Consider the following 24,806-nt stretch of genomic DNA (forward strand, 5'->3'; position numbering starts at 1 on the left):
GCGAGTCTACGAGGGCTACGGCGCGGCTCCCAATCAGTGCTCAGCGCCGCGTCGCGTCCTCCACGCAGAGCGTCGCCCACGGCAGCACCTCCAGGCGTCCCTCCCCGACCGGTCCGCCGCACGCGTCGCAGGTGCCGTAGCTGCCCTCGTCGAGCTTGGCCAGCGCCCGCTCGACGTCGGCCATCATCACCTGCAGCTTGTCGTGGACCGCGACCTGCGAGAGGCGGTCCACCGCCATCGCGGTGCCCTCGCCGACCCGCTTGCCGAACGCGATCTCGCCGCGCTCGCCGGGGGGCGCCTCGAGCAGTCCGAGCTCGTCGAGCAGCTCGGCCCGCTTGGCGAGCAGGTCGTCGCGCACTGGTTCCATCCCCCCAGCCTCGCGCACCGACCCAAGCAGGGGTACGCCGCCGGCCGGTTCCGCGGGAGCGCGACTCGGGAGTGGCTACTGTCGCTCGGGTGGACATCACACGCATCCGTGCCCAGTTCCCCGCGCTCGACCTCGGTGTCGCCCACTTCGACGGGCCGGGCGGCTCGCAGACCCCGCAGTCGGTGGCGGACGCGGTCGCCCGCACCCTGACCGCGGGCCTGGCCAACCGGGGCACGGTCACCGACGCCGAGCGGCGTGCCGAGGAGGTCACCCTCGGTGCCCGGGCGGCGATGGCCGACCTGCTCGGCGCCGAGCCCGGCGGCATCGTGTTCGGGCGCTCGATGACGCAGATCACCTTCGACGTGGCCCGCACCTTCGCCCAGGGCTGGGGCCCCGGCGACGAGGTCGTGGTCACCCGGCTCGACCACGACGCCAACATCCGCCCCTGGGTGATCGCGGCCGAGCGGGCCGGCGCCACCGTGCGCTGGCTCGGCTTCGACCCCGAGACCGCCGAGCTGGACGACGTCGCCACGGTGCTGTCCGACCGGACCCGGCTGGTCGCGGTCACCGCCGCCTCCAACCTGCTCGGCACCCGCCCCGACGTCCCCGCGATCAGCCGGGCCGCCCACGACGCTGGCGCGCTCGTGTACGTCGACGCCGTGCACCTGGCCGCCCACGCCCCGGTCGACCTCGCCGAGCTCGGCGCCGACCTGCTGGCGTGCTCGCCGTACAAGTTCTTCGGCCCGCACCTCGGCGCCCTCGCCGCCTCCCCCGCCCTGCTGGAGACGCTGCGCCCCGACAAGCTGCTGCCCTCCTCCGACGCGGTGCCGGAGCGGTTCGAGCTCGGGACCCTCCCCTACGAGCTGCTCGCCGGCGTGACCGCCGCGGTCGACTTCATCGCCGGCCTCGACTCCGACGCGGCGGACCGCCGGACCCGGGTGCTCGAGTCGATGGCGGCGGTCGAGAAGTACGAGGACGAGCTGTTCGGCCGGCTGCTCGACGGGCTCGCCGCGACCGACGGGGTGGTCCTGCACGGCCGCCCGGCCCGCCGGACCCCGACGGTGCTCTTCGATGTCGTCGGTCACACCGGCCGTGAGGTCTACGAGCACCTCGGGTCCCGGGGCGTGAACGCCCCGGCCAGCCACTTCTACGCGATCGAGGCGTCCCGGCACGCCGGTCTCGGTGACGCGGGCGGCGTCCGGGCCGGGATCGCGCCGTACACCTCGGTCGAGGACGTCGAGCGGCTGCTCGCGGGCGTTTCGGAGCTTCTCAGGACCAGCAGTTAGTTTGTTCGCCGTGCGCATCGCCACCTGGAACGTGAACTCGCTCCGATCCCGCATCGACCGGGTCGAGGCGTTCCTGCAGCGCCACGACGTCGACGTGCTGGCGATCCAGGAGACCAAGGCCCGTGAGGACCAGCTCCCGCTGATGGGGCTGCAGTCCCTCGGCTACGAGGTGGCCGCCGCCGGCACCAGCCAGTGGAACGGGGTGGCGATCGTGAGCCGGGTCGGGCTCGACGACGTCCAGGTCGGCTTCGAGGGGATGCCCGGCTTCGGGGACCCCGTCGCCGCCGAGGCGCGGGCCATCGGCGCGCTGTGCGGCGGCGTCCGGATCTGGTCGCTCTACGTCCCCAACGGCCGCAAGGTCGACGACCCCCACTACGTCTACAAGCTCGATTGGCTCGCCCGGCTCCGCGAGACCGCGAAGGGCTGGGTCGGCGAGGACACCGCGCTGGTCGGCGACTGGAACATCGCCCCCCTCGACGAGGACGTGTTCGACATGGCGCAGTTCGCGAAGTCCACCCACGTGACGCCCCCCGAGCGCGCGGCCTTCCAGGCCTTCATCGACGACGGGTACGTCGACGTGGTGCGGCCGCACACCCCGGGGCCGGACGTCTACACCTACTGGGACTACTACCGGCAGCGCTTCGAGCGGAACCGGGGCCTGCGCATCGACTTCGTGCTCGGCTCGCCCTCGCTGGCGGACCGGGTCACCCACGCGTTCATCGACCGTGACGAGCGTGCCGGCGCCGGCGCCTCCGACCACGCGCCCGTCCTCGTCGACCTCGCATGACCGCCACCGAGACCGCGCCCGAGACGGCGCCGGAGAGCCCTCGACGTGGTCGCTTCCGCCGCCCCGACCCGCTGGTCTGGCTGACCTGTGCCGCGGCGCTGGGCGTCTATCTCCTGCACGGCTTCGACGGGCGCCTGACCCGCGACCTCGGCGTCTACAGCTACGGGGGGCAGCAGGTCGCCGAGGGCGTGGCGCCGTACGTCGCGATCGTCAACCGGGCCGGCCCCCTGGGCCACCTGATCCCCGGGATCGGCGTGATCGTCGGCCGGACCTTCGGCGCCGACGACGTGCTGAGCATGCGCGTGCTGAACATGCTGCTCTCGATCCTGACCGTCGGCCTGGTCTACCTGCTCGGCCGGGACCTGTTCCGGTCGCGCGGCGCCGGGCTCGCGTCGGCCGCGGCCATGCTCTGCTTCCAGGGCTTCATCACCTATGCGACCTACGGGCCCCGCGAGAAGACCGCGATGGTGCTCTTCGTGGTGGTGGCCCTGCTCGCCATGCTCAAGCAGCGGTGGGGCACCACCGGCTTCTTCATCGCGCTCGCCACGCTGACCTGGCAGCCGGTGTTCCTCGCGGCGATCGCGGGCGCGGCCGTCGCGGCGTTCCTCGGGCTGGAGACCGGGCGGTTCCGGGCGCTGGTCCGGATCGCCGTGGGTGGGGCGATCCCCACCGCGATCACGGTCGGGTTCTACGCGGCCATCGGCGAGCTGCAGGTGTTCCTCGACGACTTCCTGCTCATCAACGCCCGCTACACCAAGCAGGTCTCGCTGCTCGACTCCCCCGACTACCTGTGGAAGCTCATGGACGACGCCTACGGCTGGTCGCTGTGGGTGTTCATCGTCGGGTCGCTCGCCCAGCTCGCGCTGACCGCGGTCGTGGTCACCCGGCGTACGACGCGGCGTACCCCCCGGGGCGCGGCCCTCGTCGGGACCGGCGTGGTCTTCGTGGTGGGCGTGCTGTGGTCGCTCAAGGCGTTCAACGGCTGGCCGGACGCGTTCTTCCTGCTGCCCGGGGCGGCGCTCGGCATCGGCGGCGTCGCCGTGGTCCTGGCCCGGTGGCTGCCGGCGAAGGTCGCGCTGGTGGCGGTCGTGGTCTGGGCGCTGGTGGCCACCGGCATGGCCGTGGACTACTCCGTGAGCAACCGCGACGACACCCTCGACGGCCAGCGTGCCGACGTGGACGCGGTGATGGCGCTGCTGCCCGCCGACGCGACGATGCTGTCGGTCGAGTCCCCCGAGCCGCTGGTGCTGGCCCACAAGCGGAACATCTCGCGCTACCAGCTGCTGGGCAACGGGCTCATCGACTACCTCGAGGACACCTGGCCCGGCGGGAGCATGGGCTACGGCCGCTGGGTCGGCGAGCAGGCACCGACGGTCATCAGCGTCGGCAGCGACCAGGTGCCGGGCTGGCTCGCCCCCACGCTCGAGAACTACCGGCGCGTGGGCCGGTCGGTCGGCTGGTTCTGGTACGTGCGCCGCGACGTCGGCCCGGAGACCCTCGAGGCCCTGACGGACGTGCTCCATGACCGAACCTGAGCTGTGGAAGGATGCCCGCATGACGTCGCCGGTGGAAGAGCGGCCAATGGATCGGCGCCAGTACCGGTACTCCATCGTGATCCCGGTCTACAACAGTGAGCGGATCGTGGGCACCACGGTCGACCGGGTCTCGGAGGTCTTCACCGAGCACGGCCTCGACCACGAGATCATCCTGGTCAACGACGGCTCCTCGGACGGCAGCTGGGAGGTCATCTCCGAGAAGGCGCGCACCGTCCCGCACGTCGTCGCCCTGGACATGCTGAAGAACTACGGGCAGCACCACGCCAACCTGGCGGGGCTGCGCGAGGCCACCGGCGACTACGTCATCACCATGGACGACGACCTGCAGAACCCGCCCGACCAGGCGCTGCTGCTGATCGACGAGGCGATGACCGGCAAGGACCTCGTCTTCGGGAAGTTCGAGAGCAAGAAGGCCGCCGGCTACCGCCGGATCGGCAGCGGCATGATCAGCATGATCAACCGCCGGATCTTCGGGCAGCCCGCCGATCTCGCGGTCTCCAACTACCGGATCCTGCGGCGCGACGTCGTCGACCGGATCTGCGCCTCGCAGACCGCGCACCCCTACATCACCGGCCAGGCGCTGCTCTACTCCCGCAAGCGCAGCAACGTGACCGTGCGCCACGAGGCGCGGGCGGTCGGCAAGAGCAACTACAGCATGGTGCGGATCCTGCGGCTGGTGCTGACCATCCTGTTCAGCTACTCGTCGTACCCGCTGCGCGCCGCCGCCCTGGTCGGCTTCGCGATCTCCGGGCTCAGCCTGCTGCTCGGCGCGTTCTACCTGCTGCAGGGCATCTTCGGGGACACCCACGTCCAGGGCTGGACCACCACGGTGGTGCTGCTGTCGGTGTTCAACGGCTTCACGATCGCGCTGCTGTCGATGCTCGGCGAGTACGTCGTCCGCACGCTCAACGCGGTCAGCGCCCAGGACAGCTACCACGTCACGGCGAGGGTGCCCGAGTGACTCGGCACCTGCTGGTCATCGGGGCACAGCGCTGCGGCACGACGTACCTGCACGACCTGCTCGCCGCGCACCCGCAGGTCGCGATGGCCCGCCCGGCCCGGCCCGAGCCCAAGGTGTTCCTGTCCGCGGAGCTCGCCGGGCGCGGCCTGGAGTGGTACGAGCAGACCTACTTCGGCCACGCCACCGACGAGCCCGTCCTGGGTGAGAAGAGCACCAGCTACCTCGAGTACGCCGAGGCGGCCGACCGTGCCGCCACCGTGCTGGGGAACCCGCTGATCCTGGTCCAGCTCCGCGACCCGGTCCAGCGGGCGCTGTCGCACTGGGCGTTCAGCTCCGACGCCGGGCTCGAGACCCGTCCGCTGGCCGAGGTGCTGGAGGCGAACCTCGAGGGACCGCTGCCGTGGGACCCCGAGCGGACCTCGGTCTCGCCGTACGCCTACCTCGAGCGCGGCCGCTACACCGACTTCCTGCAGCCGTGGCTGGACCGGTTCGGCGACGACGTCACCGTGCTCTTCCTCGACGAGCTGCGGGGCGACCCGCACCGGGTCAGCGACCTGTATGGCACGCTCGGTGTGGACCCGGGCTTCCTGCCCCCGGACGCCGGCGCCCCGGTGAACGAGAGCCGGCAGCCGCGCCCCGACCTGGACGAGGACCTGCTCCACCGACTCCGCGGGTACTACGCCGACAGCGACCGCGCGCTCGCCGACCTGCTGGGCCGCGACTTGCCGTGGCCCCGATCCGCCCGCACCACCTGAGACCGAGACACCGAAGGACGGCCGTGACCGACAAGCCCGACATCGCCTTCAACGTGGCCAGCGTGGAGGGCGCCGAGCTCGACCACATCCGCGCCTCCCTCGAGAGCGGCCACACCTCCTCCGGCGGTCCCTTCACGGCCCGCGTGTCGGAGCTGCTGCGCGCCGAGACCGGCGCCGCCGACGCCCTGCTGACCACCTCCTGCACCGCCGCGCTCGAGATGAGCGCGATCCTGCTGGACCTGCAGCCCGGCGACACCGTCATCGTGCCGTCGTTCACCTTCGTCAGCTCCGCGCTCGCCTACGTGCGCGAGGGCGCGAAGATCCTGTTCTGCGACATCGAGCCGGAGACGCTGGGCCTCGACCCCCGGCACCTCGCCGAGCTGCTCGACGACTCGGTGCGTGCGGTCGTGGTCGTCCACTACGGGGGCATCGCCTGCGACATGGACGGCATCCGCCAGGTGCTGAAGGACCGCCCGGACGTCGCGATCGTCGAGGACAACGCGCACGGCCTCTTCGGCCGCTGGCGCGGGGAGCCGCTCGGCAGCCTCGGCCGGTTCGCGAGCCAGAGCTTCCACGAGACCAAGAACTTCGTCTGCGGCGAGGGCGGCGCGCTGCTGCTCAACGACCCCGAGGACGTGGCCCGCGCCTGGGTCATCTACGACAAGGGCACCGACCGCAAGGCGTTCTTCCAGGGGTACGTCGACAAGTACACCTGGCGCGACACCGGCTCGTCGTTCGGGCTCTCGGACACGCTGGCCGCCTACCTGCTCGGCCAGCTCGAGCAGCGCGAGGTCATCCAGGGCAAGCGCCGCGGCGTCTTCGAGCGGTACGCCGCGGGGCTGGCGCCGCACGCCGAGGAGCTCGGCCTGCAGCTGCCCGTGGTGCCCGAGCACTGCGACCCGGCGTACCACCTCTTCCACGTGCTGATGCCCGACCACGAGACGCGGACGCGGGTGATGAAGGAGCTGCGCGAGGAGGGCATCGCCACGACCTTCCACTACGTGCCGCTGCACGACTCGATCGGCGGCCAGCGGTTCGCGGCCCGGCCCACCGAGTGCCCGGTGACCAGCGACATCAGCCGGCGGCTGGTGCGGCTGCCGTTCCACAACAACCTGACCACCGCCGACACGGACCGCGTGGTTGACGCCCTGGTGAGGAGCATGACGGCACACTGAGGGCATGTCGCCCGTCGCCCAGTCAGGGTCGTCGTCGATCGGCCAGCCCGACTACTGGTGGTACCGCGCCCGCACCGACCTGCTGCGGGCCGCCCTGGGTGACTACCTCGGCTCCCCGCGCCGGCTGCTCGACGTGGGCAGCGCGGACGGGCCGAGCGTGTCCTGGATGCACGGCGACCACGAGCGCTTCGCCATCGACGTGGACCCGCGCGGGCTGGTCCCCGGCACGGGGGTGTGCGCCTCCGCGCTGGAGCTGCCGTTCGCCGACGCGACCTTCGACGTGGTGGGCGCCTTCGACGTGATCGAGCACTGCGAGCCCGAGGCCCAGGCCGTGTCCGAGCTGGCCCGGGTGCTGACGCCCGGTGGCCGGCTGCTCGCCTCGGTGCCGGCCTACCAGTGGGCGTGGTCCGACCACGACGTCCGGGCCGGGCACTACCGCCGCTACACCCTGCCCCGCATCGTGGCCGCGATCGAGGACGCCGGCCTCACGGTGCGCCGCTCGACGTACGCGTTCGCCGGCGTGTTCCCGTTCTTCGCCGCCGAGCGGGTCGCCCGGCGGCTCCGGCGGCGCTCGGGCGAGCCCGGGGGCCTGCCCCAGGTCTCGCCGGCCCTCGACCGGGTGCTCACCGGGCTCTCCTCGGCGGAGGCACGGCTGCTGCGCACGCGCGACCTGCCCTTCGGGTCCTCGGTGTTCCTCGCCGCCGACAAGCCCCGCTGAGGCTGCCCGGGTCAGGCGGCCGTCGGGACCCGCTCGCGGGCGCCCTCGCGCAGCAGCAGCCCGAAGGCCGCCACCTCGACCACGAGGAAGGCCCAGCAGGTGCGGTCGAGCGCCGGAAGGTCGGCGAGCGCGAACAGCAGCGCACCCGGGACCAGCGCGACGAGCCACCAGCGGACCAGCGCCAGCGCCCGCCCGTGCGCCAGCACCACCAGGGTGGCGACCAGGTTGGCCATCGCCACCGTGCTGGCGACCGCCAGCAGCAGGGTGAGGGCCGCCGACAGCGACACGTCGCCGCCGAAGACCAGCTGCAGCAGCCACGGTCCGGCCAGCGCGCCCACGACCGCGGCCCCCGCCGCGCCGACCACCGTGAGCAGCAGCAGGCCGCGGCGTACCCGCCGCAGCTCCTCGCGACGCTCGGCGACCACCAGCCGGGTCAGCCAGCCGGTGAGCGTGGCGACCAGCCCCAGCGCGAGCGTGTACGGCGCCCGGAACAGCGCCAGCCCGGCGAACAGGGCTGTGACCTCCGACGCCGTGCCGCCGGCCAGCACGAGCACGACCGGCCCGCCGGTGAGCACCGCCTGCCCGAGCACCTGGGCTCCCCCGGTCCCGCCGAGGAAGGCCAGGGGCGACTCCCCGTCACCGGCGGACCCGGTCCGCGCCAGCCGGAACGCGCCCGGCCACGCCGCGGCGCCGGCGTACCCCGCCAGCAGGCAGACGCCGAAGGCGACCGGATCGTCGACGCCGGCCACCCACAGCACGAGCGCGCCCAGGCAGCGGATGCCGTTCTCGGCGACCAGGCCGGCCCCCACCGCGGCGAACCGCCGCCGGCCGGTGAGCACGCCCCGGACCACGCCGGTCACGGCCGATCCCAGGGTCACGGCGCCGACCAGCAGCGGGAACCACGTCTGCCCGGAGTGGAAGAGCTGGTCGCGGGCGAACCAGGTCACCGCGGTGGTGACCGCCGTCGCCCCCAGCGCCAGCCACAGCACGCCGGGCAGCGCCTCGCGCACCGAGCGCTCGCCCCCGTGCGCGGAGACCGAGCGGGCGATCCAGTGCTGGAGCGGGAAGGTGAGGGCCGCGCCGGCGAAGGACCAGTAGGTCCACAGCACCGCCACCGGGGCCGCCGCCTCGGAGCCGAGCGCGCGGGTGACCAGCGCGAAGAAGACGTACGCCAGGAGGCCGCTCACCGCGGAGCCGAGTGCCAGCGCCGACGTGTGGCGGATCCTGTTCCTCATCGAGGCTGCATTGTGCCCTAGCGAATGTCGACTCACCGCGGCGCCGTCCGCGCCCGTGGGTCGGCGGTGTCGGTGGTCTCGTCCATGCTGGGCCCATGCAGATGATCTCGTGGTTCACCGCCCTGCTGGTCGGGCTCGTCCTCGGCTGCCTGCTCGGGCTGCTCTGGGCGCGCTCCCGCCCCGCGCACACCCAGGCCGTCGGTCAGGGCATGGTCGACCAGGCCGAGGTGATGCAGGGCCTCGACCGGCTCAGCGACCAGATGCAGGACCTCGACCGGCAGCGGGCGGCCTGGCAGGGCCAGTTCCACCAGCACGTCTCCGACCTGCGTCGCGAGACACACTCGCTGAGCACGGCGCTGCGCAAGCCGCAGGTGCGCGGCCGCTGGGGTGAGCTGCACCTGCGCCGCGCGGTCGAGCTGGCGGGGCTGGTCGACCGGTGCGACTTCACCGAGCAGGTGCGGCTCGCCGACGGCGCGCTGCGTCCCGACCTCGTCGTGCACCTCGTCGGCCGGCGCCAGGTCGTGGTCGACTCCAAGGTGCCGCTGGACGCCTACCTCGACGCCACCTCGGTCGACGACGAGGAGCAGCGGCAGGCCCACCTCACGCGCCACGCCCGCCAGCTGCGCCAGCACGTCGACCAGCTCTCGTCGAAGGCGTACTGGCGCGCGATGGAGGAGACCCCCGAGTTCGTGGTGCTGTTCGTGCCGGCGGAGTCCTTCCTCGCCGCAGCGCTGGAGACCGACCCCCAGCTCATCGAGTACGCCGCCGCCCGGCAGGTGGTGCTCGCGACGCCCACCACCCTGATCGCGCTGCTCCGGACCGTCGCCCATGGCTGGAGCCACGAGGCGCTGGCCGACCAGGCCCGCGAGATCCACCGGCTCGGCCGCGAGCTCCACGGCCGCCTCGGCAGCCTCAGCGGCCACCTCGACCAGGTGGGCCGGTCCCTCAACGCGGCCGTCGGCCACTACAACCAGGCGGTCGGCTCGCTGGAGTCGCGGGTGCTGGTGTCGGCGCGGCGCTTCCAGGACCTGTCGGTCACCACCGAGGAGCTGCCCGCCCCCCGGCAGGTCGAGTCCACCACCCGAACCCTTGGTTCGGTCGCGGCGGCCGCCGACCTGCCCCGGATCGACGGCCGTGCCGATCGGCGCGCCGCGCCCGACCCGGAGGACGGTGAGAATACGGTGGCGCTGTGAGCCACACGCGCACGCTGTGGGAGGAAGGCCGGGAGCCGGGCCGTCAGGTCGTGGCGCTCGGCGCCGCACTCGCGCTCACCGCCGTCGTGATCGACGTGGCCGTGGTCGGCCGGATCAGCCTCTTCTTCGACCTGTGCTTCATCACCCTGTGCGTCGCCCTGGCCCTGGCGGTGCGCCCCACCGACTTCTTCACCGTCGGGGTGCTGCCGCCGCTGATCATGGTCGGCGTGTTCACGCTGCTCGGCTTCGTGCGCCCGGGCGTCATCGCGGACCCCCGCGACGGCGTGATCCAGGCGGTCGTCTCCGGGCTGTCCCACCACAGCCTCGCGCTGGTCGTGGGTTACCTGCTGTGCCTGGGCTGCCTGGCGATGCGTCAGCGGATGGGGCAGAAGACGTCCGGGCGACCGGGTCAGGAACCGGCTCAGGCCGCGAACCGCTCCGGGTCGCCCGCGCCGCGGCGTACCACCTCCGGGTAGCCCTCCGACCAGTCCACGACGGTCGTCGGCTGCGCCGGCGTCTCCCCCGCCTCGATCACCAGGTCGACCTGGTGGTCGAGCTCCTCCTTGATCTCCCAGCCCAGGGTCCGCGGCTCCTCCTCGTCCGGGAGGATCAGGGTGCTGGTCAGCAGCGGCTCGCCCAGCACCCCCAGCAGCTCGTGGACCAGGACGTGGTCCGGGATCCGCACCCCCACGGTCCGCTTCTTGGGGTGCATCAGCCGCCGGGGCACCTCCCCCGTCGCCGGCAGGATGAACGTGTACGGCCCCGGGGTCGCCGCCTTGATCGCCCGGAACGCCGCGTTGTCGACGTGCACGAACTGGCCGAGCTGGGAGAAGTCGCGGCACATCAGCGTGAAGTGGTGCTTCTCGTCGAGCCCGCGGATCCGCAGGATCCGGTCCCGGCCGTCCCGGTTGCCCAGCTGGCAGCCGAGCGCGTAGCCCGAGTCGGTCGGGTAGGCGATCAGCGCCCCGTCCCGCAGCGCGTCGGCCACCTGCTCGAGCAGCCGCGGCTGCGGGTTGTCCGGATGGATGTCGACGTAGCGGGCCACGGTCGCGAGTCTAGGTCGTGCGCGGCCCCCGCGGGTCCGCCCCGTGATCGCGTCCCCCAGGTGGCCGAGCGTCCCCCGGCGGTCGAGCTTGTCGTCGGTGGTCGAGCTTGTCGAGACCACGTCGCCTCCGGTGGTCAGCGGCTCGTCGATGGTTGCGGTCTTGGCAGATACGGGGACGGGTACGCCGTGGGTTGCGGCCGGCGCCCGGCGCGTGGGTCGCCCCCGGTGGTCGAGCTTGTCGAGACCACGCCACCAGGCCCGAGAAGTTTTACTTTCCATTTTCCCCAGACCCGCTCAACCATGCGGTTTTCGGGGCCGGACTGTCGGTGCCCGATGCTTGGATTGATCCATGCTCGAGATGGAGCGATGGGACAGCCGGTGGTGGTCGAGGACCTCGACCCCGACCGGCTCCTCGCGGTCCTGGAGGAGAAGAAGATCGCGGCCCGCGAGGTCGACCGCAGCAAGCTCCGGCTGGCCGCGCAGTGGTGCGTGCTGCACCCCGCCACCGCCGACACCGGGGTGGCCACCTGGGCCGGCGACGCCCTCCCGGGCGTGCTCAATGCGGATGAGTCCCTCGGTGGGGAGGGCACCCCCGCGGTGTCGGCGTTCGCGCCCGAGCCGGTCGCCGCCGCCCTCGGGGTGTCCACGATGACCGGGATGAAGCTGATCGCCGGCGCCCTCGACCTCCAGCACCGGCTCCCCCGGATCTGGCGGCTCGTCGAAGACCTGGCCGTGGATCCGTGGAAGGCCCGCCAGGTCGCCCAGGCCACCCACCCCCTCTCCCGCGAGGCCGCCGGCTACGTCGACCAGATGCTGGCGCCGAGGCTGGCCTCGTGCGGGTTCGCCGCGATCCAGACCGCGGTCGCGATGGCGATCGCCAAGTACCACCCCGAGCTGCTCGAGCAGCGCGAGAAGCAGGGCAGGAAGGGCTGGCACGTCACGCTGCGCCACCCCGCCCCCGGCGACGTCGACGGCACCAGCTACCTCGACGTGGCCGGCGACACCCTGGACCTGACCGCCGTCCACGACCTGGTCTGCGACCAGGCCGCCGCGCTCAAGGCGCTCGGGGACACCGACGAGCTGGAGATCCGCAAGGCCAAGGCGTTGGGCGTGATCGCCGCCCAGCAGGCCACCCTCGACCTCGCCGCCCTCACCGGCGAAGGAACCCCCGTGGGTGAGAGGGACGGCGAGACAGTGGCCGAGCCCCACACAGTTGCCACGCCGGTGCGGCGGCGGCAGACCATCCTCTACGTCCACGCCTCGCTGGCCGACCTGCTGCACCTCAACACCACCCTCGAAGACGCGGGCGACAACCACCCCGCGGTCGGCGGGGTCGAGAAGCTCGGCCCCGCCACCCTGGCCAAGATCCGCGCCTGGCTGAACCATTCCGAGGACGTGGTCATCCGGCCGGTGCTGGACCTGAACCGGTGCCCCGCCGTCGACGGGCACGACCCGAGCGAGGAGATCCGCGAGATCGTCATCCTCCGCGACGGCCACTGCATCTTCCCCTGGTGCGCCGTCGACGCCCGCCACACCGACCTCGACCACATCGAGCCCTACGTGCCCCCCGACGAGGGCGGACCACCCGGGCAGACCAACCCCCACAACCTGGGCTGCCCCCTGGTGCGAACCCGGCCCACCGTCCGGCTGGCCGTGCACGGACGCCGGGCAGTTGACCTCGATCCCGCGCCGATCCCCGCCTGGGACCCGGAAGGCCGGGTCGAACTGCCTCCGTTCGGGACACCGACAGGGCACCGGCAGGACACCGGCATGACACCGCACCCTCGCGGAGACCCGAGGGCCAGGATCGTCGGCCCTCCCGTTCCTCCCGCGCCCCTCCCGCGCACGGCCGGTGCCAGCGGAGTCAGTCGATGCACTGGGACCACTGCTGGGCGGTCCAGGTCCCGTCGTCTCGCTGCCACATGTCGAGCGACATCACGCTCCGATGCCTGCGGTTGATCAGGTTGACGTAGACCTTGCCCTTGTCCGGGTGCTCGCGGATGACCCTCATGGATCGCACCCGCGGGTCGACGTGCTCGAGCAGCTCCTTCTTCAGGGCCTCCCGGGTCGGCGCATCGGCGACGGGCTGGTAGTGGCTGGTGCAGTCGCCGCCGTCGGTGCTGCCCGCGCACCCGATGAGGAAGGGCACTGTGCCCGCTACGACGATCCAGCTCCACCTCATGATGTCCCCCCACGTCAGGTGCTGAGTCAGACGCTACGGGGTGCGGTCCGGTTCCGGACGCGGATCGCGGTCCGCATGGCAGGCCGCTCATCCCCGGCTCCGAGGGTTCTCACAGGTGAGCCGCAGCCTCGATCCGTACCAACGTCCCATGAGCCCCGACCGCACCGTCACCTACGTGCTCCCCGTCCACGACGAGGCCCCCAGCATCGTTGCCTTCCACCGCGCCCTGGTGGCCGCCACCGAGGAGCGGCCGGACCTGCGCTTCGAGTTCGTGTACGTCGACGACGGCAGCCGTGACGACTCGCTGCGGCGGCTGCTCGAGCTCCGGCACGCGGACCCGCGGGTGACGGTGCTGTCGCTGTCGCGGAACTTCGGGCACCAGGTGGCGGTGACGGCCGGCCTCGACGCGGCCGCCGGCGCGGACGCGGTGATCGTGATGGACACCGACCTGCAGGACCCGCCACGGGTGAGCCTGGAGCTGGTCCGGGTGTGGGAGAAGGGCGTCGACGTGGTCTACGCCCAGCGCCGGACCCGGCAGGACGGGCCCTTCAAGCGCGCCACGGCGTACCTCTTCTACTGGCTGCTCGCCCGGCTGGCCTCGATCGACATCCCGCGCAACGTCGGCGACTTCCGGCTGATGGACGCCCGCGTGGTGGCCGAGGTCGTCCGCTACCGCGAGCACGACCGCTTCCTGCGCGGGATCGTGGCACACGTCGGCTTCCGCCAGGAGGCGGTGCTGTTCGACCGCGACGCCCGCCACGCCGGGACCACGGGCTACCCGCTGCGCCGGATGCTGGCCTTCGCCACCTCCGGCATCCTCGGCTTCTCGACCCTGCCCCTGCGGTTGATCTCCCGGCTCGGCGTCGCGATCTCGGCCGTGAGCGTGCTGGGCGCCGGCTACGTCGCCTGGATCCGGCTGTTCGTGCCGGAGCAGGCGGTGCCCGGCTGGGCGTTCCTCGGCGTCGGGATGTTCCTGCTCAGCGGCCTGCAGCTGATCATGATGGGGGTGATCGGCGGCTACCTCGGGCGGGTCTACGTCGAGGCGCAGGACCGGCCGCTCTACTCCCTGGCGCTCACCGCCCGCGGCCGGGCCGCCCGGGACCAGTCCGCCGACAGCGCGTGCTGACCCGACGTACGACGGTCCGGTTCGCGACGGTCGGCCTGGTCAACACGGCGTACCGGTACGTCGTGTGGCCGGCCGGCCTCAGGAGCGGCCGGCGGCCTTCAGGTCGCGCCGCAGCTCCTTGGGCAGCGCGAAGATGAGCGACTCCTCGGCACTGTGCACGGCCTTGGCGTCCGGGTAGCCGCGCTCGGCCAGGAACGCCAGCACGCCGTCCACCAGCTCCTCCGGCACGCTCGCGCCGGAGGTCACGCTGACGGTGTCGACACCTTCGAGCCAGGCCTCCTCGATCTCGGAGGCGTCGTCGACGCGGTACGCCGTCCGTGCCCCCGCCTCGAGGGCCACCTCGACCAGGCGGACCGAGTTGGAGGAGTTCCCGGAGCCGACCACGATCACCAGGTCGGCGCCACGGGCGATCTCCTTGACCGCGAGCTGGCGGTTCTGGGTGGCGTAGCAGATGTCGTCGCTCGGCGGGTCGAGCAGCAGCGGGAAGCGCTCCCGGATCGCCGCCACCGTCTCGAGGGTCTCGTCGACCGAGAGCGTCGTCTGGGAGAGCCACGAGACCCGGGCCGGGTCGCGGACCACGATGTTCGGCACGTCCTCGGGACCCTGCACCAGCTGGATGTGCTCGGGCGCCTCGCCCGCGGTGCCCTCGACCTCCTCGTGCCCGGCGTGGCCGATCAGCAGGATGTCGTAGTCCTCGTTGGCGAACCGCTTGGCCTCGTGGTGGACCTTGGTCACCAGCGGGCAGGTCGCGTCGATGGTCTTCAGCGACCGCTCCCCGGCCTGGCGGTGCACCTCCGGCGAGACCCCGTGGGCGGAGAACACCACGGTCTCGCCCTCGGGCACCTCGGCGAGCTCCTCGACGAAGATCGCGCCGCGGGACTCGAGGTTCTGCACCACGTGCTTGTTGTGCACGATCTGCTTGCGCACGTAGACGGGGGCGCCGTACAGGTCGAGCGCCTTCTCGACGGTCACCACCGCGCGGTCGACGCCCGCGCAGTAGCCGCGGGGCGCCGCCAGCAGGACGGCACGCTCCGCCTCGTCCGGGGACAGGATCGACGGGTTGCCCAGGTCGGTGCTCATGGGCCCGAGTCTACGGATCGGCGCGCGGGAGCTCACGTCGGCGCCGACCCGTCGGCGGCACCCCTTAGGGTCGCGCCATGGCCCTGGAGACCTCCCCCCAGTCGCCGGCACCGGTCCGGCAGATCGCGAACGCGATCGCCGGGTGGGTCGACCGGCTCGGCGCGGTGTGGGTGGAGGGCCAGATCGCCCAGGTCAACCGGCGGCCGGGGATCAACACCGTCTTCATGACGCTGCGTGACGCGGTCGCCGACATCTCCGTGCCGGTCACCTGCTCGCGCACCCTCTTCGACGGCCTCAACCCGCCGCTGGTCGAGGGCGCCAGCGTGGTCGTCCACGCCAAGCCGTCCTACTACGCCAACCGCGGCACCCTGTCGCTCTACGCCCGCGAGATCCGGATGGTCGGGCTCGGCGAGCTGCTCGCCCGGCTCGAGCGCCGCCGCCAGCTGCTGGCCGCCGAGGGCCTGTTCGCCGCCGAGCTCAAGCGCCGGCTGCCGTTCCTGCCCGGCAAGGTCGGGCTGGTGACCGCGCCCAGCTCCGCCGCCGAGCGCGACGTGCTGGAGAACGCCCGCCGCCGCTGGCCCGCGGTCGCCTTCGAGGTGGCGTACGCCGCGATGCAGGGCCCGCGCGCGGCCGCCGAGGTGATGGAGGCGCTCGACCGCCTCGACCGTGCGCCCGACATCGAGGTGATCGTCATCGCCCGCGGCGGCGGCTCGGTCGAGGACCTGCTGCCGTTCTCCGACGAGGCGCTGGTGCGGGCCGTGCACCGCGCCCGCACCCCGGTGGTCTCCGCGATCGGCCACGAGCCGGACTCCCCCCTGCTCGACCTGGTGGCCGACGTGCGCGCCTCCACGCCGACCGACGCGGCCAAGCTGGTGGTGCCCGACGTGGTCGAGGAGCTGCGCCTGGTCGCGGTGGCCCGCGACCGGATGCGTTCGGCGCTCGGCGGCTGGCTGGCGCGGGAGCAGGCCGGGCTCGACGCCCTGCGCTCCCGGCCCGCGCTCGCCGACCCCCGGAGCCTGCTCGACGCCCGCTCCGAGGAGGTGTCCCAGCTGCGGGACCGGGCCCGGCGCACGCTCGGGCACGCCCTGGACCGGGCCGCCGACGACATCGGCCACCACCGGGCCCGAGCACGCGCGCTCTCGCCGCTGGCGACCCTGCAGCGCGGCTACTCGGTGCTCCAGGACGCCGACGGCCACGTCGTGACCTCCGTCGCGGGCGTCGCCGCCGGGTCCGCGCTCAGCGTCCGGGTGGCCGACGGCCGAATCCGTGCCACCACGACCGAGGTCCAGCCCGACCCGCCCGCCGAGACCACTGCCGACACCACTGCCGAGACCGCTGAGGAGCACGATGGCTGACGAGACCCCCTCCTACGAGGCAGCCCGCGAGGAGCTGGTCGAGGTGGTGCGCCGGCTCGAGCAGGGCGGCACCACGCTGGAGGAGTCGCTGGCGCTCTGGGAGCGCGGCGAGAAGCTCGCCCGGACCTGCCAGGAGTGGCTGGACGGCGCCCGCAAGAAGCTCGACGCCGCCCTGGAGGCCGAGGACTGACCCGACCCGCGCCCGCCCGGCGACGGAAGCTCAGCGCTTGGCGGTGGTGAGCCTCGCGGCGAGGTCGCGCAGGTCCTCGGGACTGGCCGAGCCGTAGACCAGGACCACGTCGTCACCCAGGTCGGTGGCGTAGGCGTGGTCGCCGCCGGAGTCGGAGAAGGACCGCCAGGTGGAGCCGAGCTCGCTGTCGATCCGCGTCTTCTGGCCCTCGCTGGGGTCCTCGTCGACGTAGGTGTGCAGCAGGTCGTCGAGCGACGCGTCCTCCTGGCGGACGCCGGCGAAGCGGCCCGCGTCGGTGAGCATCCCGATCCCCCAGGCCGGCCGGTCGCCCGGCGTGAAGTGGACCGTGTTCGCGATCCAGCCGGACGGCAGCGACGGCGGGTAGACCACGTCGAAGCCGCCCTGCTGGGCACCCTGCACGGCGGCGAGGTAGTCGACCGAGGTCGGCCTCATCTCGGGGTTGTCGCGGTTGAGGGCGCGGAAGGCGACGTACCCGCCGATCACGAGCAGCGTGACGAGGAGCGCGCCGATCAGGCCGTTGGTGGACCGCTGGTAGCGGCCGGCGGATCCCCCGGCGGGTCCGGGCGGGGCCTGCTGACCGGAGGACTGCTCGCTCACGGGTCCATCCTCACAGGTGCCGTAGATTTCCCGGGTGCCACCCCTCGTCGACTCCGGTCCCGTCGGCGTGCACATCCTGGGCGTGCCCGCGGTCGACGCAGTGCCCGTCCTCGCGCTGCTCGCGCTCCTCGCCACGGCGTACCGCCACCCCTCGGGCCGGGTCGAGGCGGTGGTCGGCCTGGTCGCCGCTGCGGCCACCCTGGCCACGGGCCTGCTCAGCGGCTCCGAGGCCGAGGAGGCACTGCGGAACCTCGCGCCGGTCGTGGCCTTCCTCGCCACGATCCTGGTGGTCGCCGACGTCTGCGCCCGCGCCGGCCTGTTCACCGCCGCGGCCGGGGTGGTGCGCGACGCCAGCCGCGGCCGGCCGGAGCGGCTGCTCCTCGGCGTCTTCGGCCTGGCCGCCGCGGTCACCGCGGTGCTCAGCCTCGACGCCACCGTCGTGCTGCTCACCCCCGTGGTCATCGGCGGCGCGGTGGCGATGGGCACCCCGTCCCGGCCCGGCGCGTACGCCTGCCTGCGGATGGCGAACTCCGCGTCGCTGCTGCTCCCCGTCTCCAACCTCACGAACCTGTTGGCGATGCCGCACCTCGACCTCACCTTCGGCGGCTTCGCGGCGCTGATGGCGCCGGTGCTCGCGGTCGTGCTCGTGGTGGAGTACGCCGTGCTGCGGCTGTTGTTCCGCGGCGACCTGGCCGAGCGGGCGCCGGCCCCGGCCGCCCCGCCCGTCACCCACGCTCCCGCCGTCCCCCGGGTCCCGCTGGTCGCGGTGCTGGTGATGCTGGCCGGGTTCGCGGCGCTGTCACCGCTCGGGGTCGAGCCGTTCTGGGTCTCCGGCGCGGTGGCGGTGGTCCTGGTCGCCTGGGCCCGGCGCCGGCGGTTCGTGACGGTCCGCGAGGCGGTGCACGCCGCGCACCCGTCGTTCGCGGTCTTCGTGCTCTGCCTCGGCGTCGTGGTGGCGGCGCTGGCGGTCGGCTTCCTCGGCGACGCCGTGGCCCGCCTGCTGCCGGACAGCACGTCGTACGGCGCGCTGCTGGTCGTCGCCGTGGTCGCCACGGTGCTGGCCAACCTGCTGACCAACCTTTCGGCCACCCTGCTGGTGGTGCCGCTGCTGGGCCCGCTCGGGACGCCCGCGGTCCTGGCCGCTCTGCTCGGCCTCAACATCGGCTCGGGGCTGAGCTACACCGGCTCGCTGGCCAACCTCCTGTGGCGCCGCAGCCTGGTCAGGCAGGGCGACCCGCCCGACATGCGGGACTTCCACCGCGTCTCGCTGGTCGCCACCCCGCTGGCCCTGGTGGCCGCGGTCAGCGCCCTCGCGCTGGTCACCTGAGATCAGCAAATGCGGAGGATCCAGTATTCATCTCACCGCATCTGCGGCACACTGATCGCGTGACCATCTACCGAGTTGCGGAAGCGGCCGAGCTGCTCGGCGTCAGCGACGACACCGTGCGCCGCTGGGTCGACGCCGGCCGGGTCCCCTCCCAGACCGCCGAGGGGCGCACGGTGATCGCCGGTGCCCAGCTGGCCGCGCTGGCGGAGTCCCTGGCCGAGCATCCCGACCGGGACCGCACCCGGGCCTCGGCAGTCAGCGCCCGCAACCGGATGACCGGGATCGTCACCCGGGTCGTGAAGGACACCGTGATGGCCCAGGTGGAGATGATCTGCGGCCCCTACCGGCTGGTCTCGCTGATGAGCGCCGAGGCCGCCGAGGAGCTCGGACTCGAGCCGGGCGTCCGCGCGATCGCGTCGGTCAAGTCCACCAACGTCGTCGTGGAGCGCCCGTGAGGCCGGCCGCCCTGGTCGCCGTCCTGGCGCTGGTCCTGCCGCTCGCCGCGTGCGGCGGCGACGACGAGGGCGGCTCCGACACGATCACCGTGCTGGCCGCGGCCTCGCTGACCGAGTCGTTCACCGAGCTCGCCGACCGGTTCGAGGCGGACCACCCGGGCGTGGACGTCAAGCTCGCGTTCGACTCCTCCGCGACGCTGGCCCAGCAGGCGGTCGACGGCGCCCCGGCGGACGTGCTGGCCACCGCCGACACCGCCACCATGGACAGTGCCCGGGACGCGCTCGCCGAGGACCCCCGGACGTTCGCCACCAACACGATGGTGCTGGTGACCCCGAGGGACAACCCGGCCGGCCTCACCGGCTTCGAGGGCCTCGAGGACCCCGGCGTCACCTACGTGGCCTGCGTCGACACCGCCCCGTGCGGCAAGGTCGCGGCCGCCCTCTCCGCCGACAACGGCCTCACCGCGAAGCCGGCCAGCCTGGAGGTGGACGTGAAGTCCGTGCTGGCGAAGGTGACCAGCGACGAGGCCGACGCCGGCTTCGTCTACGCCACCGACGCGGTGGCCGCGGGCGACCGGGTCGAGACCTTCGAGATCCCGCACGCCGCGGACGAGGTCACGTCGTACCCGATCGCGCCGCTGACGCAGTCCAGGGACTCCGCCCTGGCCGGGCAGTTCGTCGACCTGGTGCTCTCCGAGGAGGGCCGGCAGGTGCTCTCGGCCGCCGGCTTCGGCAAGCCGTGAGCCCCCGGGCCGGCTCCGCCACCCTCGGCCGACCGCCGCTGGTCCTGGTCGTCCCGGGGGCGCTGGCCGCCGCCCTGCTCGTCGTACCGCTGGTCTCGCTGGTCCTGGACACGCCCTGGGGCAGCTTCGTCGACCAGCTGCGGACCCCGGCCGTGCGGGACGCGTTGTGGCTGACCGCGCTGGCCTCGGCGATCACGGTGGTCGCGTGCCTCGTGCTCGGGACGCCGCTGGCGTGGCTGCTCGCGCGGGTGGACTTCCCCGGCCGCACCCTGGTCCGGGCCGCGGTCGCGGTGCCGCTGGTGCTGCCGCCGGTGGTCGCCGGCGTCGCGCTGGTCACCGCACTCGGCCGCAACGGGCTGCTCGGGTCGCTGCTGCGCGAGACGACCGGCCTGACCATCCCCTACACGACGACCGCGGTGGTGATCGCGCACACCTTCGTCTCGATGCCGTTCTACGTGCTCAGCGTCGAGGGGGCGCTGCGCAGCTCCGGCGAGCGGTACGACGTCGTGGCCGCGACGCTGGGCGCCGACCGGTGGACGACGTTCCGCCGGGTGACCCTCCCGCTCGCGCTCCCCGGCGTGCTCGCCGGGGCCGCGCTGGCCTGGGCCCGGTCGCTCGGCGAGTTCGGCGCCACCATCACCTTCGCCGGCAACTACCCCGGCACCACCCAGACGATGCCGTCGCTGATCTACCAGGTGCTCCAGTCGGACCCGGAGGTCGCGAGGACCCTGAGCATGATCCTGCTCGTGGCCTCGGTCGGGATCCTGGCGGGGCTGCGCAACCGATGGCTGACCGCGCCGTGACCGGGCCCGGCCTGCGCGCCGACGTCAGGGTCGCCGGCCGCCTGGACGCCCACGTCGAGGCGGCCGCCGGGGAGGTGGTCGCGGTCATCGGGCCCAACGGCGCCGGGAAGACCACACTGCTCCACGCCCTGGCCGGCTTGGTCCCGATGGACGGCACCGTCGAGGTGGCCGGCGCCTCGTGGACCCAGCCGGCCCGGCTGGTGCGGGACCGCAACGTCGGCTTCGTCTTCCAGGACCAGGCACTCTTCCCACACCTCAGCGCGCTCGACAACGTCGCGTTCGGCCTGCGCACCCGCGCGGTCGCCCGTCCCGACGCGGAGGCGACCGCGCGGGGCTGGCTGGCCCGCTTCGGCGTCGAGGACCTGGCCTCGCGCCGGCCCCGCGAGCTCTCCGGGGGCCAGGCCCAGCGGGTCGCGATCGCCCGGGCCCTGGCCCCCGAGCCGGCGCTGCTGCTGCTCGACGAGCCCTTCGGCGGGCTCGACGTCGGGGTGGCGACCACGTTGCGGGTCGAGCTCGCCCGGCACCTCGCGTCGTACGACGGGATCGCGCTGCTGGTCACCCACGACGCCCTCGACGCGCTCACGCTGGCCGACCGGGTGCTCGTCCTCGACGAGGGCCGGGTCGCGCAGACCGGGACGCCCCACGACGTGGCCGCGCGGCCGCGGACCGACCACGTGGCCCGGCTGGTCGGCCTGAACGTGATCCGCGAGGGCGACGTGTTTCGCTCGTTCAGCCCCAGCGCCGTGACCGTCTCCCTCGGGCAGCCCGAGGGATCGGCCCGGCACCGGTGGCGCGGCCGGGTGCTGAGCGCGGCGCCGCACGGGGACGCCGTACGCCTGCTGGTGGCCGCCGAGCCCGAGCTGATCGCGGACGTGACCCCGGCCGCGACGACCGAGCTCGGACTGGTCCCGGGACGTGAAGTCTGGCTGTCCGTGAAGGAAACGGCCGTTCGGACCTACGCACGGTCCCCGGACCGACCGTTACCATCAGCGCCATGACCCCGCTGAGCGTCGCCCCAGAGTCACCCGATCGCAACCTCGCGCTGGAGCTGGTGCGAGTCACCGAGGCAGCCGCGATGGCCGCAGGCCGTTGGGTGGGCCGCGGCGACAAGAACGGCGCGGACGGGGTCGCCGTCAACGCGATGCGCGTGATGATCTCCACCATCGGGATGCGCGGCACCGTCGTCATCGGCGAGGGCGAGAAGGACAACGCGCCGATGCTCTTCAACGGCGAGGAGGTCGGCGACGGCACCGGCCCCGAGTGCGACGTCGCGGTCGACCCGATCGACGGCACCACGCTGACCGCCAAGGGCATGACCAACGCGGTCTCGGTGCTGGCGGTGGCGCCGCGCGGCTCGATGTACGACCCGTCCGCGGTGTTCTACATGGAGAAGCTCGTCACCGGCCCGGAGGCCGCCGACGTGGTCGACATCCGCTACCCCGTCGCCGAGAACATCCACCAAGTGGCGAAGGCCAAGGGCTCGCGGCCCGAGGACGTCACCGTGGTGCTGCTCGACCGCCCGCGCCACGCGGCGCTCGTCGACGAGATCCGGGCCACCGGCGCGATGATCAAGTTCATCACCGACGGCGACGTGGCCGGCGCCATCATGGCCGCCCGACCCGAGACCGGCATCGACCTGCTGCTCGGCGTCGGCGGTACGCCGGAGGGCATCATCACCGCCTGCGCGATGAAGAGCCTCGGCGGTGTCATCCAGGGCCGGCTGTGGCCGCAGGACGACGAGGAGCGGCAGAAGGCGATCGACGCCGGCCACGACCTCGACCCGGACAACGTGCTGCACACCGACGACCTGGTCACCGGCGACGACTGCTTCTTCGTGGCCACCGGCATCACCGACGGCGAGCTGCTGCGCGGCGTCCGATACCGCGCGGGCGGGGCGACGACGCACTCGCTGGTGATGCGCTCGCGCAGCGGCACCATCCGCTCGATCACCTCGGAGCACAAGCTGCAGAAGCTACGCGCTTTCTCCGCGATCGACTTCGAGGGCTGACTCCGTCTCGTGGCGGCGCAGCGCCGCCACGACATGGTCGATCACCCGGGGGTCCAGCGCCATCCCGATGTGGGTGGTGGGGACCTCGATCGACTCCGCCAGCGGGTCGATGCAGGCCCGCCAGTCGACGATCCCGTCGCGCTTGGAGTAGATCGCGGTGAACGACACGTCCTCGCGGACCGGCTGCTGGGTCTCGTCGAAGCTCCGCTGGGCGCACTCGCCCGCGACACACTCCTCGGCCATCAGCCCCGGGACACCGGCCCGGCTGAGCCGCACCAGGACCCCCACGCTCGCGGTCAGTGAGATGTGGTGGGCTCCGGGCGCCAGCATCGGGCTGCCCATCGTGATGATGCCCGAGACCAGGTCGGGACGGCGTACGGCGAGGCCGCGGGCCAGCATGCCGCCGAGGCTGTGGCCGACGATCTGGACCCGGGAGCCTCGGCGCAGCACGATCGACTCCAGCCGGCTCTCCAGCTGGGCGGCGGCGCTGAGCGTGCAGCCGACGTTGGCGCGGATCTCGGAGCGGTAGGTCCGGAAGCCCGCGGACCGCAGGGTCCGCGACATCACCCCCAGGGTGCCGTCGCCGGCCAGGAAGCCGGGCACGAGGATGACCGGCTCGACGGCCCGCGTGGCGGCACGGGCGGTGTAGGGGGTGGACATCCGCGCGCGGTGCTCCGCGACGCTGCGAGCGGCGAGGCGACCGGCCTCGGAGACCACCAGTCCCTCGCGGAGCACTGCCGCTGCCCGGGGGCGTTGAAAACCCTCGGGGCGGAGGAAGGAGCCTAGTGTGGGGCCTGTCACGTCTCGACGGTACGGCCAAAGGTCCCGAATGTCAGGGACCTCTACCCAATTTTGGATGATCGGGCGACTGCCTGCGTGGTCCGGAGACTGCCCGGTGTAGTTGACTGGAAAACATGACGTCCTCCTCGCCCCGGATGCCCGACGTCGCCGTCTCCGAGGAGCTGTTCGCCCCGGTCTCGCCCGGGATCGAGCTCTGCTACCAGACCTTCGGCGACCCCGACGCTGACCCGCTGCTGCTGGTGATGGGCCTCGGCGGCCCGATGAACTGGTGGGACCCCGACCTGTGCCGGCTGCTCGCGGCCCACGGGTTCTTCGTCGTCCGCTACGACAACCGGGACACCGGACGCTCCAGCCGGGCCCTCGGGCGGGTCACACGGTCCACGCTGGCCCGGGCCTTCGCGGGGCGCCGGGTGCGGGCGCCGTACAGCATGAGGGACCTGGCCGACGACGCGTTCGGCCTGATGGACCACCTGGGTCTCGACTCCGCGCACGTCGTGGGTGTGTCGATGGGCGGGATGATCGTGCAGACGATGGCGATCAACCAGCCCCGCCGGGTGCGGAGCCTGACCAGCATCATGTCGACGACCGGCAAGCGCACCGTGGGGTGGCAGCACCCCTCGCTGCTGCCCGCGGTGCTCGCGCGGACCAGCCCGGGTCGCGAGGCCTACGTCCGGGCCAGCGCCCGCACGTGGCGGCTGATCGGCTCACCGGCCTATCCGCAGTCGCCCGAGCAGGTCGAGAACCGGGCCGCGGAGACCTTCGACCGCGGGGTCAGCGCCAGCGGCGTGATGCGGCAGATGCTGGCCGTGCTGACCCAGCCGAACCGCAGCGCCCGGCTGCACAGCGTGCGCGTGCCCGCGCTGGTGGTGCACGGGCTCGCCGACAAGATGGTGCACGTGTCCGGCGGCCGGGCCACCGCGGCCGCGATCCCGGGGGCGGAGCTGTTGCTCATCCCCGGGATGGGCCACGACCTGCCCGCGGAGCTCTACGAGACCTTCGCGCAGGCGATCCGGCGCACGGCCGACCGCGCGTCCTGAGCA

27 protein-coding genes are annotated in these 24,806 nt (G+C 73.0%); 20 read left to right on the top strand and 7 right to left on the bottom strand.

Annotated elements, in window-relative coordinates; all coding sequences use genetic code 11:
- Positions 1 to 40 precede the first annotated feature (40 nt).
- Positions 41 to 367 carry a TraR/DksA family transcriptional regulator gene (locus ABD268_RS06555; RefSeq protein WP_344149302.1) on the bottom strand — a complete coding sequence of 109 codons (327 nt, stop codon included), beginning with the start codon at positions 365 to 367 and terminating at the stop codon, positions 41 to 43.
- Positions 368 to 456: 89 nt separating this feature from the next.
- Here ABD268_RS06555 and ABD268_RS06560 point away from each other — a divergent pair, with 89 nt between their 5' ends.
- The 7 genes from ABD268_RS06560 to ABD268_RS06590 are packed head-to-tail and all read left to right on the top strand — an operon-like array spanning position 457 to position 7,605.
- Complete coding sequence (locus ABD268_RS06560) at positions 457 to 1,653, top strand: cysteine desulfurase-like protein (RefSeq protein ID WP_344149304.1); 1,197 nt, start codon at positions 457 to 459, stop codon at positions 1,651 to 1,653.
- Positions 1,654 to 1,663: 10 nt separating this feature from the next.
- A complete protein-coding gene (locus tag ABD268_RS06565; RefSeq protein ID WP_344149306.1) occupies positions 1,664 to 2,440 on the top strand; it encodes an exodeoxyribonuclease III in 777 nt (258 codons plus the stop codon).
- Positions 2,437 to 3,975 carry a glycosyltransferase family 39 protein gene (locus tag ABD268_RS06570; RefSeq protein WP_344149308.1) on the top strand — a complete coding sequence of 513 codons (1,539 nt, stop codon included), beginning with the start codon at positions 2,437 to 2,439 and terminating at the stop codon, positions 3,973 to 3,975. Before ABD268_RS06565 ends, ABD268_RS06570 begins: the two co-directional genes overlap by 4 nt.
- A 19-nt stretch (positions 3,976 to 3,994) precedes the next feature.
- Positions 3,995 to 4,957: a glycosyltransferase family 2 protein gene (locus ABD268_RS06575; protein ID WP_344149310.1), complete on the top strand. Its 963-nt coding sequence runs from the start codon at positions 3,995 to 3,997 to the stop codon at positions 4,955 to 4,957.
- Entirely contained in the window at positions 4,954 to 5,712 is a 759-nt protein-coding gene (locus tag ABD268_RS06580; RefSeq protein WP_344149312.1) for a sulfotransferase, read from the top strand. The genes ABD268_RS06575 and ABD268_RS06580 overlap by 4 nt, the downstream gene beginning before the upstream one ends.
- 23 nt (positions 5,713 to 5,735) lie before the next feature.
- Complete coding sequence (gene rffA / locus ABD268_RS06585; protein WP_344149314.1) at positions 5,736 to 6,887, top strand: dTDP-4-amino-4,6-dideoxygalactose transaminase; 1,152 nt, start codon at positions 5,736 to 5,738, stop codon at positions 6,885 to 6,887.
- Positions 6,888 to 6,891: 4 nt separating this feature from the next.
- Positions 6,892 to 7,605, top strand: a complete 714-nt coding sequence (locus tag ABD268_RS06590; protein WP_344149316.1) for a class I SAM-dependent methyltransferase — start codon at positions 6,892 to 6,894, stop codon at positions 7,603 to 7,605.
- 11 nt (positions 7,606 to 7,616) lie between these two features.
- Here ABD268_RS06590 and ABD268_RS06595 read toward each other — a convergent pair whose 3' ends face one another.
- Positions 7,617 to 8,840, bottom strand: coding sequence for a polysaccharide biosynthesis protein (locus tag ABD268_RS06595; RefSeq protein WP_344149318.1), 1,224 nt, complete (start codon positions 8,838 to 8,840; stop codon positions 7,617 to 7,619).
- Between the two features lie 95 nt (positions 8,841 to 8,935).
- Here ABD268_RS06595 and ABD268_RS06600 point away from each other — a divergent pair, with 95 nt between their 5' ends.
- Entirely contained in the window at positions 8,936 to 10,033 is a 1,098-nt protein-coding gene (locus ABD268_RS06600) for a DNA recombination protein RmuC (protein ID WP_344149320.1), read from the top strand.
- The gene (locus tag ABD268_RS06605; RefSeq protein ID WP_344149322.1) at positions 10,030 to 10,509 is read left to right on the top strand and encodes a DUF6542 domain-containing protein; all 480 of its coding nucleotides are present in this window, start codon (positions 10,030 to 10,032) and stop codon (positions 10,507 to 10,509) included. Before ABD268_RS06600 ends, ABD268_RS06605 begins: the two co-directional genes overlap by 4 nt.
- On the opposite strand, the gene ABD268_RS06610 is transcribed toward ABD268_RS06605, so the two are convergent.
- The gene (locus tag ABD268_RS06610; RefSeq protein ID WP_344149865.1) at positions 10,455 to 11,078 is read right to left on the bottom strand and encodes an L-threonylcarbamoyladenylate synthase; all 624 of its coding nucleotides are present in this window, start codon (positions 11,076 to 11,078) and stop codon (positions 10,455 to 10,457) included. The genes ABD268_RS06605 and ABD268_RS06610 overlap by 55 nt on opposite strands.
- A 366-nt stretch (positions 11,079 to 11,444) precedes the next feature.
- Between ABD268_RS06610 and ABD268_RS06615 the strand changes: the two genes are divergently transcribed.
- A complete protein-coding gene (locus tag ABD268_RS06615; protein WP_344149324.1) occupies positions 11,445 to 13,037 on the top strand; it encodes a hypothetical protein in 1,593 nt (530 codons plus the stop codon).
- On the opposite strand, the gene ABD268_RS06620 is transcribed toward ABD268_RS06615, so the two are convergent.
- Positions 12,943 to 13,260, bottom strand: coding sequence for a hypothetical protein (locus ABD268_RS06620; RefSeq protein WP_344149326.1), 318 nt, complete (start codon positions 13,258 to 13,260; stop codon positions 12,943 to 12,945). The two genes, ABD268_RS06615 and ABD268_RS06620, sit on opposite strands and share 95 nt — an antisense overlap.
- A 148-nt stretch (positions 13,261 to 13,408) precedes the next feature.
- Between ABD268_RS06620 and ABD268_RS06625 the strand changes: the two genes are divergently transcribed.
- Positions 13,409 to 14,386 carry a glycosyltransferase family 2 protein gene (locus ABD268_RS06625; protein WP_344149328.1) on the top strand — a complete coding sequence of 326 codons (978 nt, stop codon included), beginning with the start codon at positions 13,409 to 13,411 and terminating at the stop codon, positions 14,384 to 14,386.
- A gap of 78 nt (positions 14,387 to 14,464) precedes the next feature.
- Here the strand turns inward: ABD268_RS06625 and ABD268_RS06630 are convergent, their stop codons facing one another.
- The gene (locus ABD268_RS06630) at positions 14,465 to 15,466 is read right to left on the bottom strand and encodes a 4-hydroxy-3-methylbut-2-enyl diphosphate reductase (protein WP_344149330.1); all 1,002 of its coding nucleotides are present in this window, start codon (positions 15,464 to 15,466) and stop codon (positions 14,465 to 14,467) included.
- 77 nt (positions 15,467 to 15,543) lie between these two features.
- Here ABD268_RS06630 and xseA point away from each other — a divergent pair, with 77 nt between their 5' ends.
- Entirely contained in the window at positions 15,544 to 16,821 is a 1,278-nt protein-coding gene (gene xseA / locus ABD268_RS06635) for an exodeoxyribonuclease VII large subunit (RefSeq protein WP_344149332.1), read from the top strand.
- Positions 16,814 to 17,011: an exodeoxyribonuclease VII small subunit gene (locus tag ABD268_RS06640; protein WP_344149334.1), complete on the top strand. Its 198-nt coding sequence runs from the start codon at positions 16,814 to 16,816 to the stop codon at positions 17,009 to 17,011. The genes xseA and ABD268_RS06640 overlap by 8 nt, the downstream gene beginning before the upstream one ends.
- Positions 17,012 to 17,041: 30 nt before the next feature.
- On the opposite strand, the gene ABD268_RS06645 is transcribed toward ABD268_RS06640, so the two are convergent.
- Positions 17,042 to 17,629 carry a DUF4245 domain-containing protein gene (locus ABD268_RS06645; protein WP_344149336.1) on the bottom strand — a complete coding sequence of 196 codons (588 nt, stop codon included), beginning with the start codon at positions 17,627 to 17,629 and terminating at the stop codon, positions 17,042 to 17,044.
- Between the two features lie 34 nt (positions 17,630 to 17,663).
- Between ABD268_RS06645 and ABD268_RS06650 the strand changes: the two genes are divergently transcribed.
- From ABD268_RS06650 to glpX, 6 genes are read left to right on the top strand one after another with little or no spacing between them, the layout of a single operon-like run.
- The gene (locus ABD268_RS06650) at positions 17,664 to 18,956 is read left to right on the top strand and encodes an SLC13 family permease (RefSeq protein WP_344149338.1); all 1,293 of its coding nucleotides are present in this window, start codon (positions 17,664 to 17,666) and stop codon (positions 18,954 to 18,956) included.
- Positions 18,957 to 19,015: 59 nt separating this feature from the next.
- On the top strand, positions 19,016 to 19,411 hold the full coding sequence (locus tag ABD268_RS06655) for a TOBE domain-containing protein (protein WP_344149340.1): 396 nt from the start codon (positions 19,016 to 19,018) through the stop codon (positions 19,409 to 19,411).
- The gene (gene modA / locus ABD268_RS06660) at positions 19,408 to 20,154 is read left to right on the top strand and encodes a molybdate ABC transporter substrate-binding protein (RefSeq protein WP_344149341.1); all 747 of its coding nucleotides are present in this window, start codon (positions 19,408 to 19,410) and stop codon (positions 20,152 to 20,154) included. Before ABD268_RS06655 ends, modA begins: the two co-directional genes overlap by 4 nt.
- A complete protein-coding gene (locus ABD268_RS06665; RefSeq protein WP_344149343.1) occupies positions 20,151 to 20,957 on the top strand; it encodes an ABC transporter permease in 807 nt (268 codons plus the stop codon). The genes modA and ABD268_RS06665 overlap by 4 nt, the downstream gene beginning before the upstream one ends.
- Positions 20,939 to 21,955: a sulfate/molybdate ABC transporter ATP-binding protein gene (locus tag ABD268_RS06670; protein WP_344149345.1), complete on the top strand. Its 1,017-nt coding sequence runs from the start codon at positions 20,939 to 20,941 to the stop codon at positions 21,953 to 21,955. Before ABD268_RS06665 ends, ABD268_RS06670 begins: the two co-directional genes overlap by 19 nt.
- On the top strand, positions 21,952 to 22,965 hold the full coding sequence (glpX, locus tag ABD268_RS06675; protein WP_344149347.1) for a class II fructose-bisphosphatase: 1,014 nt from the start codon (positions 21,952 to 21,954) through the stop codon (positions 22,963 to 22,965). Before ABD268_RS06670 ends, glpX begins: the two co-directional genes overlap by 4 nt.
- Here glpX and ABD268_RS06680 read toward each other — a convergent pair.
- On the bottom strand, positions 22,930 to 23,700 hold the full coding sequence (locus tag ABD268_RS06680; protein ID WP_344149349.1) for an esterase/lipase family protein: 771 nt from the start codon (positions 23,698 to 23,700) through the stop codon (positions 22,930 to 22,932). The two genes, glpX and ABD268_RS06680, sit on opposite strands and share 36 nt — an antisense overlap.
- Positions 23,701 to 23,879: 179 nt before the next feature.
- Between ABD268_RS06680 and ABD268_RS06685 the strand changes: the two genes are divergently transcribed.
- Complete coding sequence (locus ABD268_RS06685) at positions 23,880 to 24,803, top strand: alpha/beta fold hydrolase (protein ID WP_344149351.1); 924 nt, start codon at positions 23,880 to 23,882, stop codon at positions 24,801 to 24,803.
- Positions 24,804 to 24,806 lie beyond the last annotated feature (3 nt).

The organism is Nocardioides koreensis, from assembly GCF_039531775.1.
Lineage (GTDB): Bacteria > Actinomycetota > Actinomycetes > Propionibacteriales > Nocardioidaceae > Nocardioides > Nocardioides koreensis.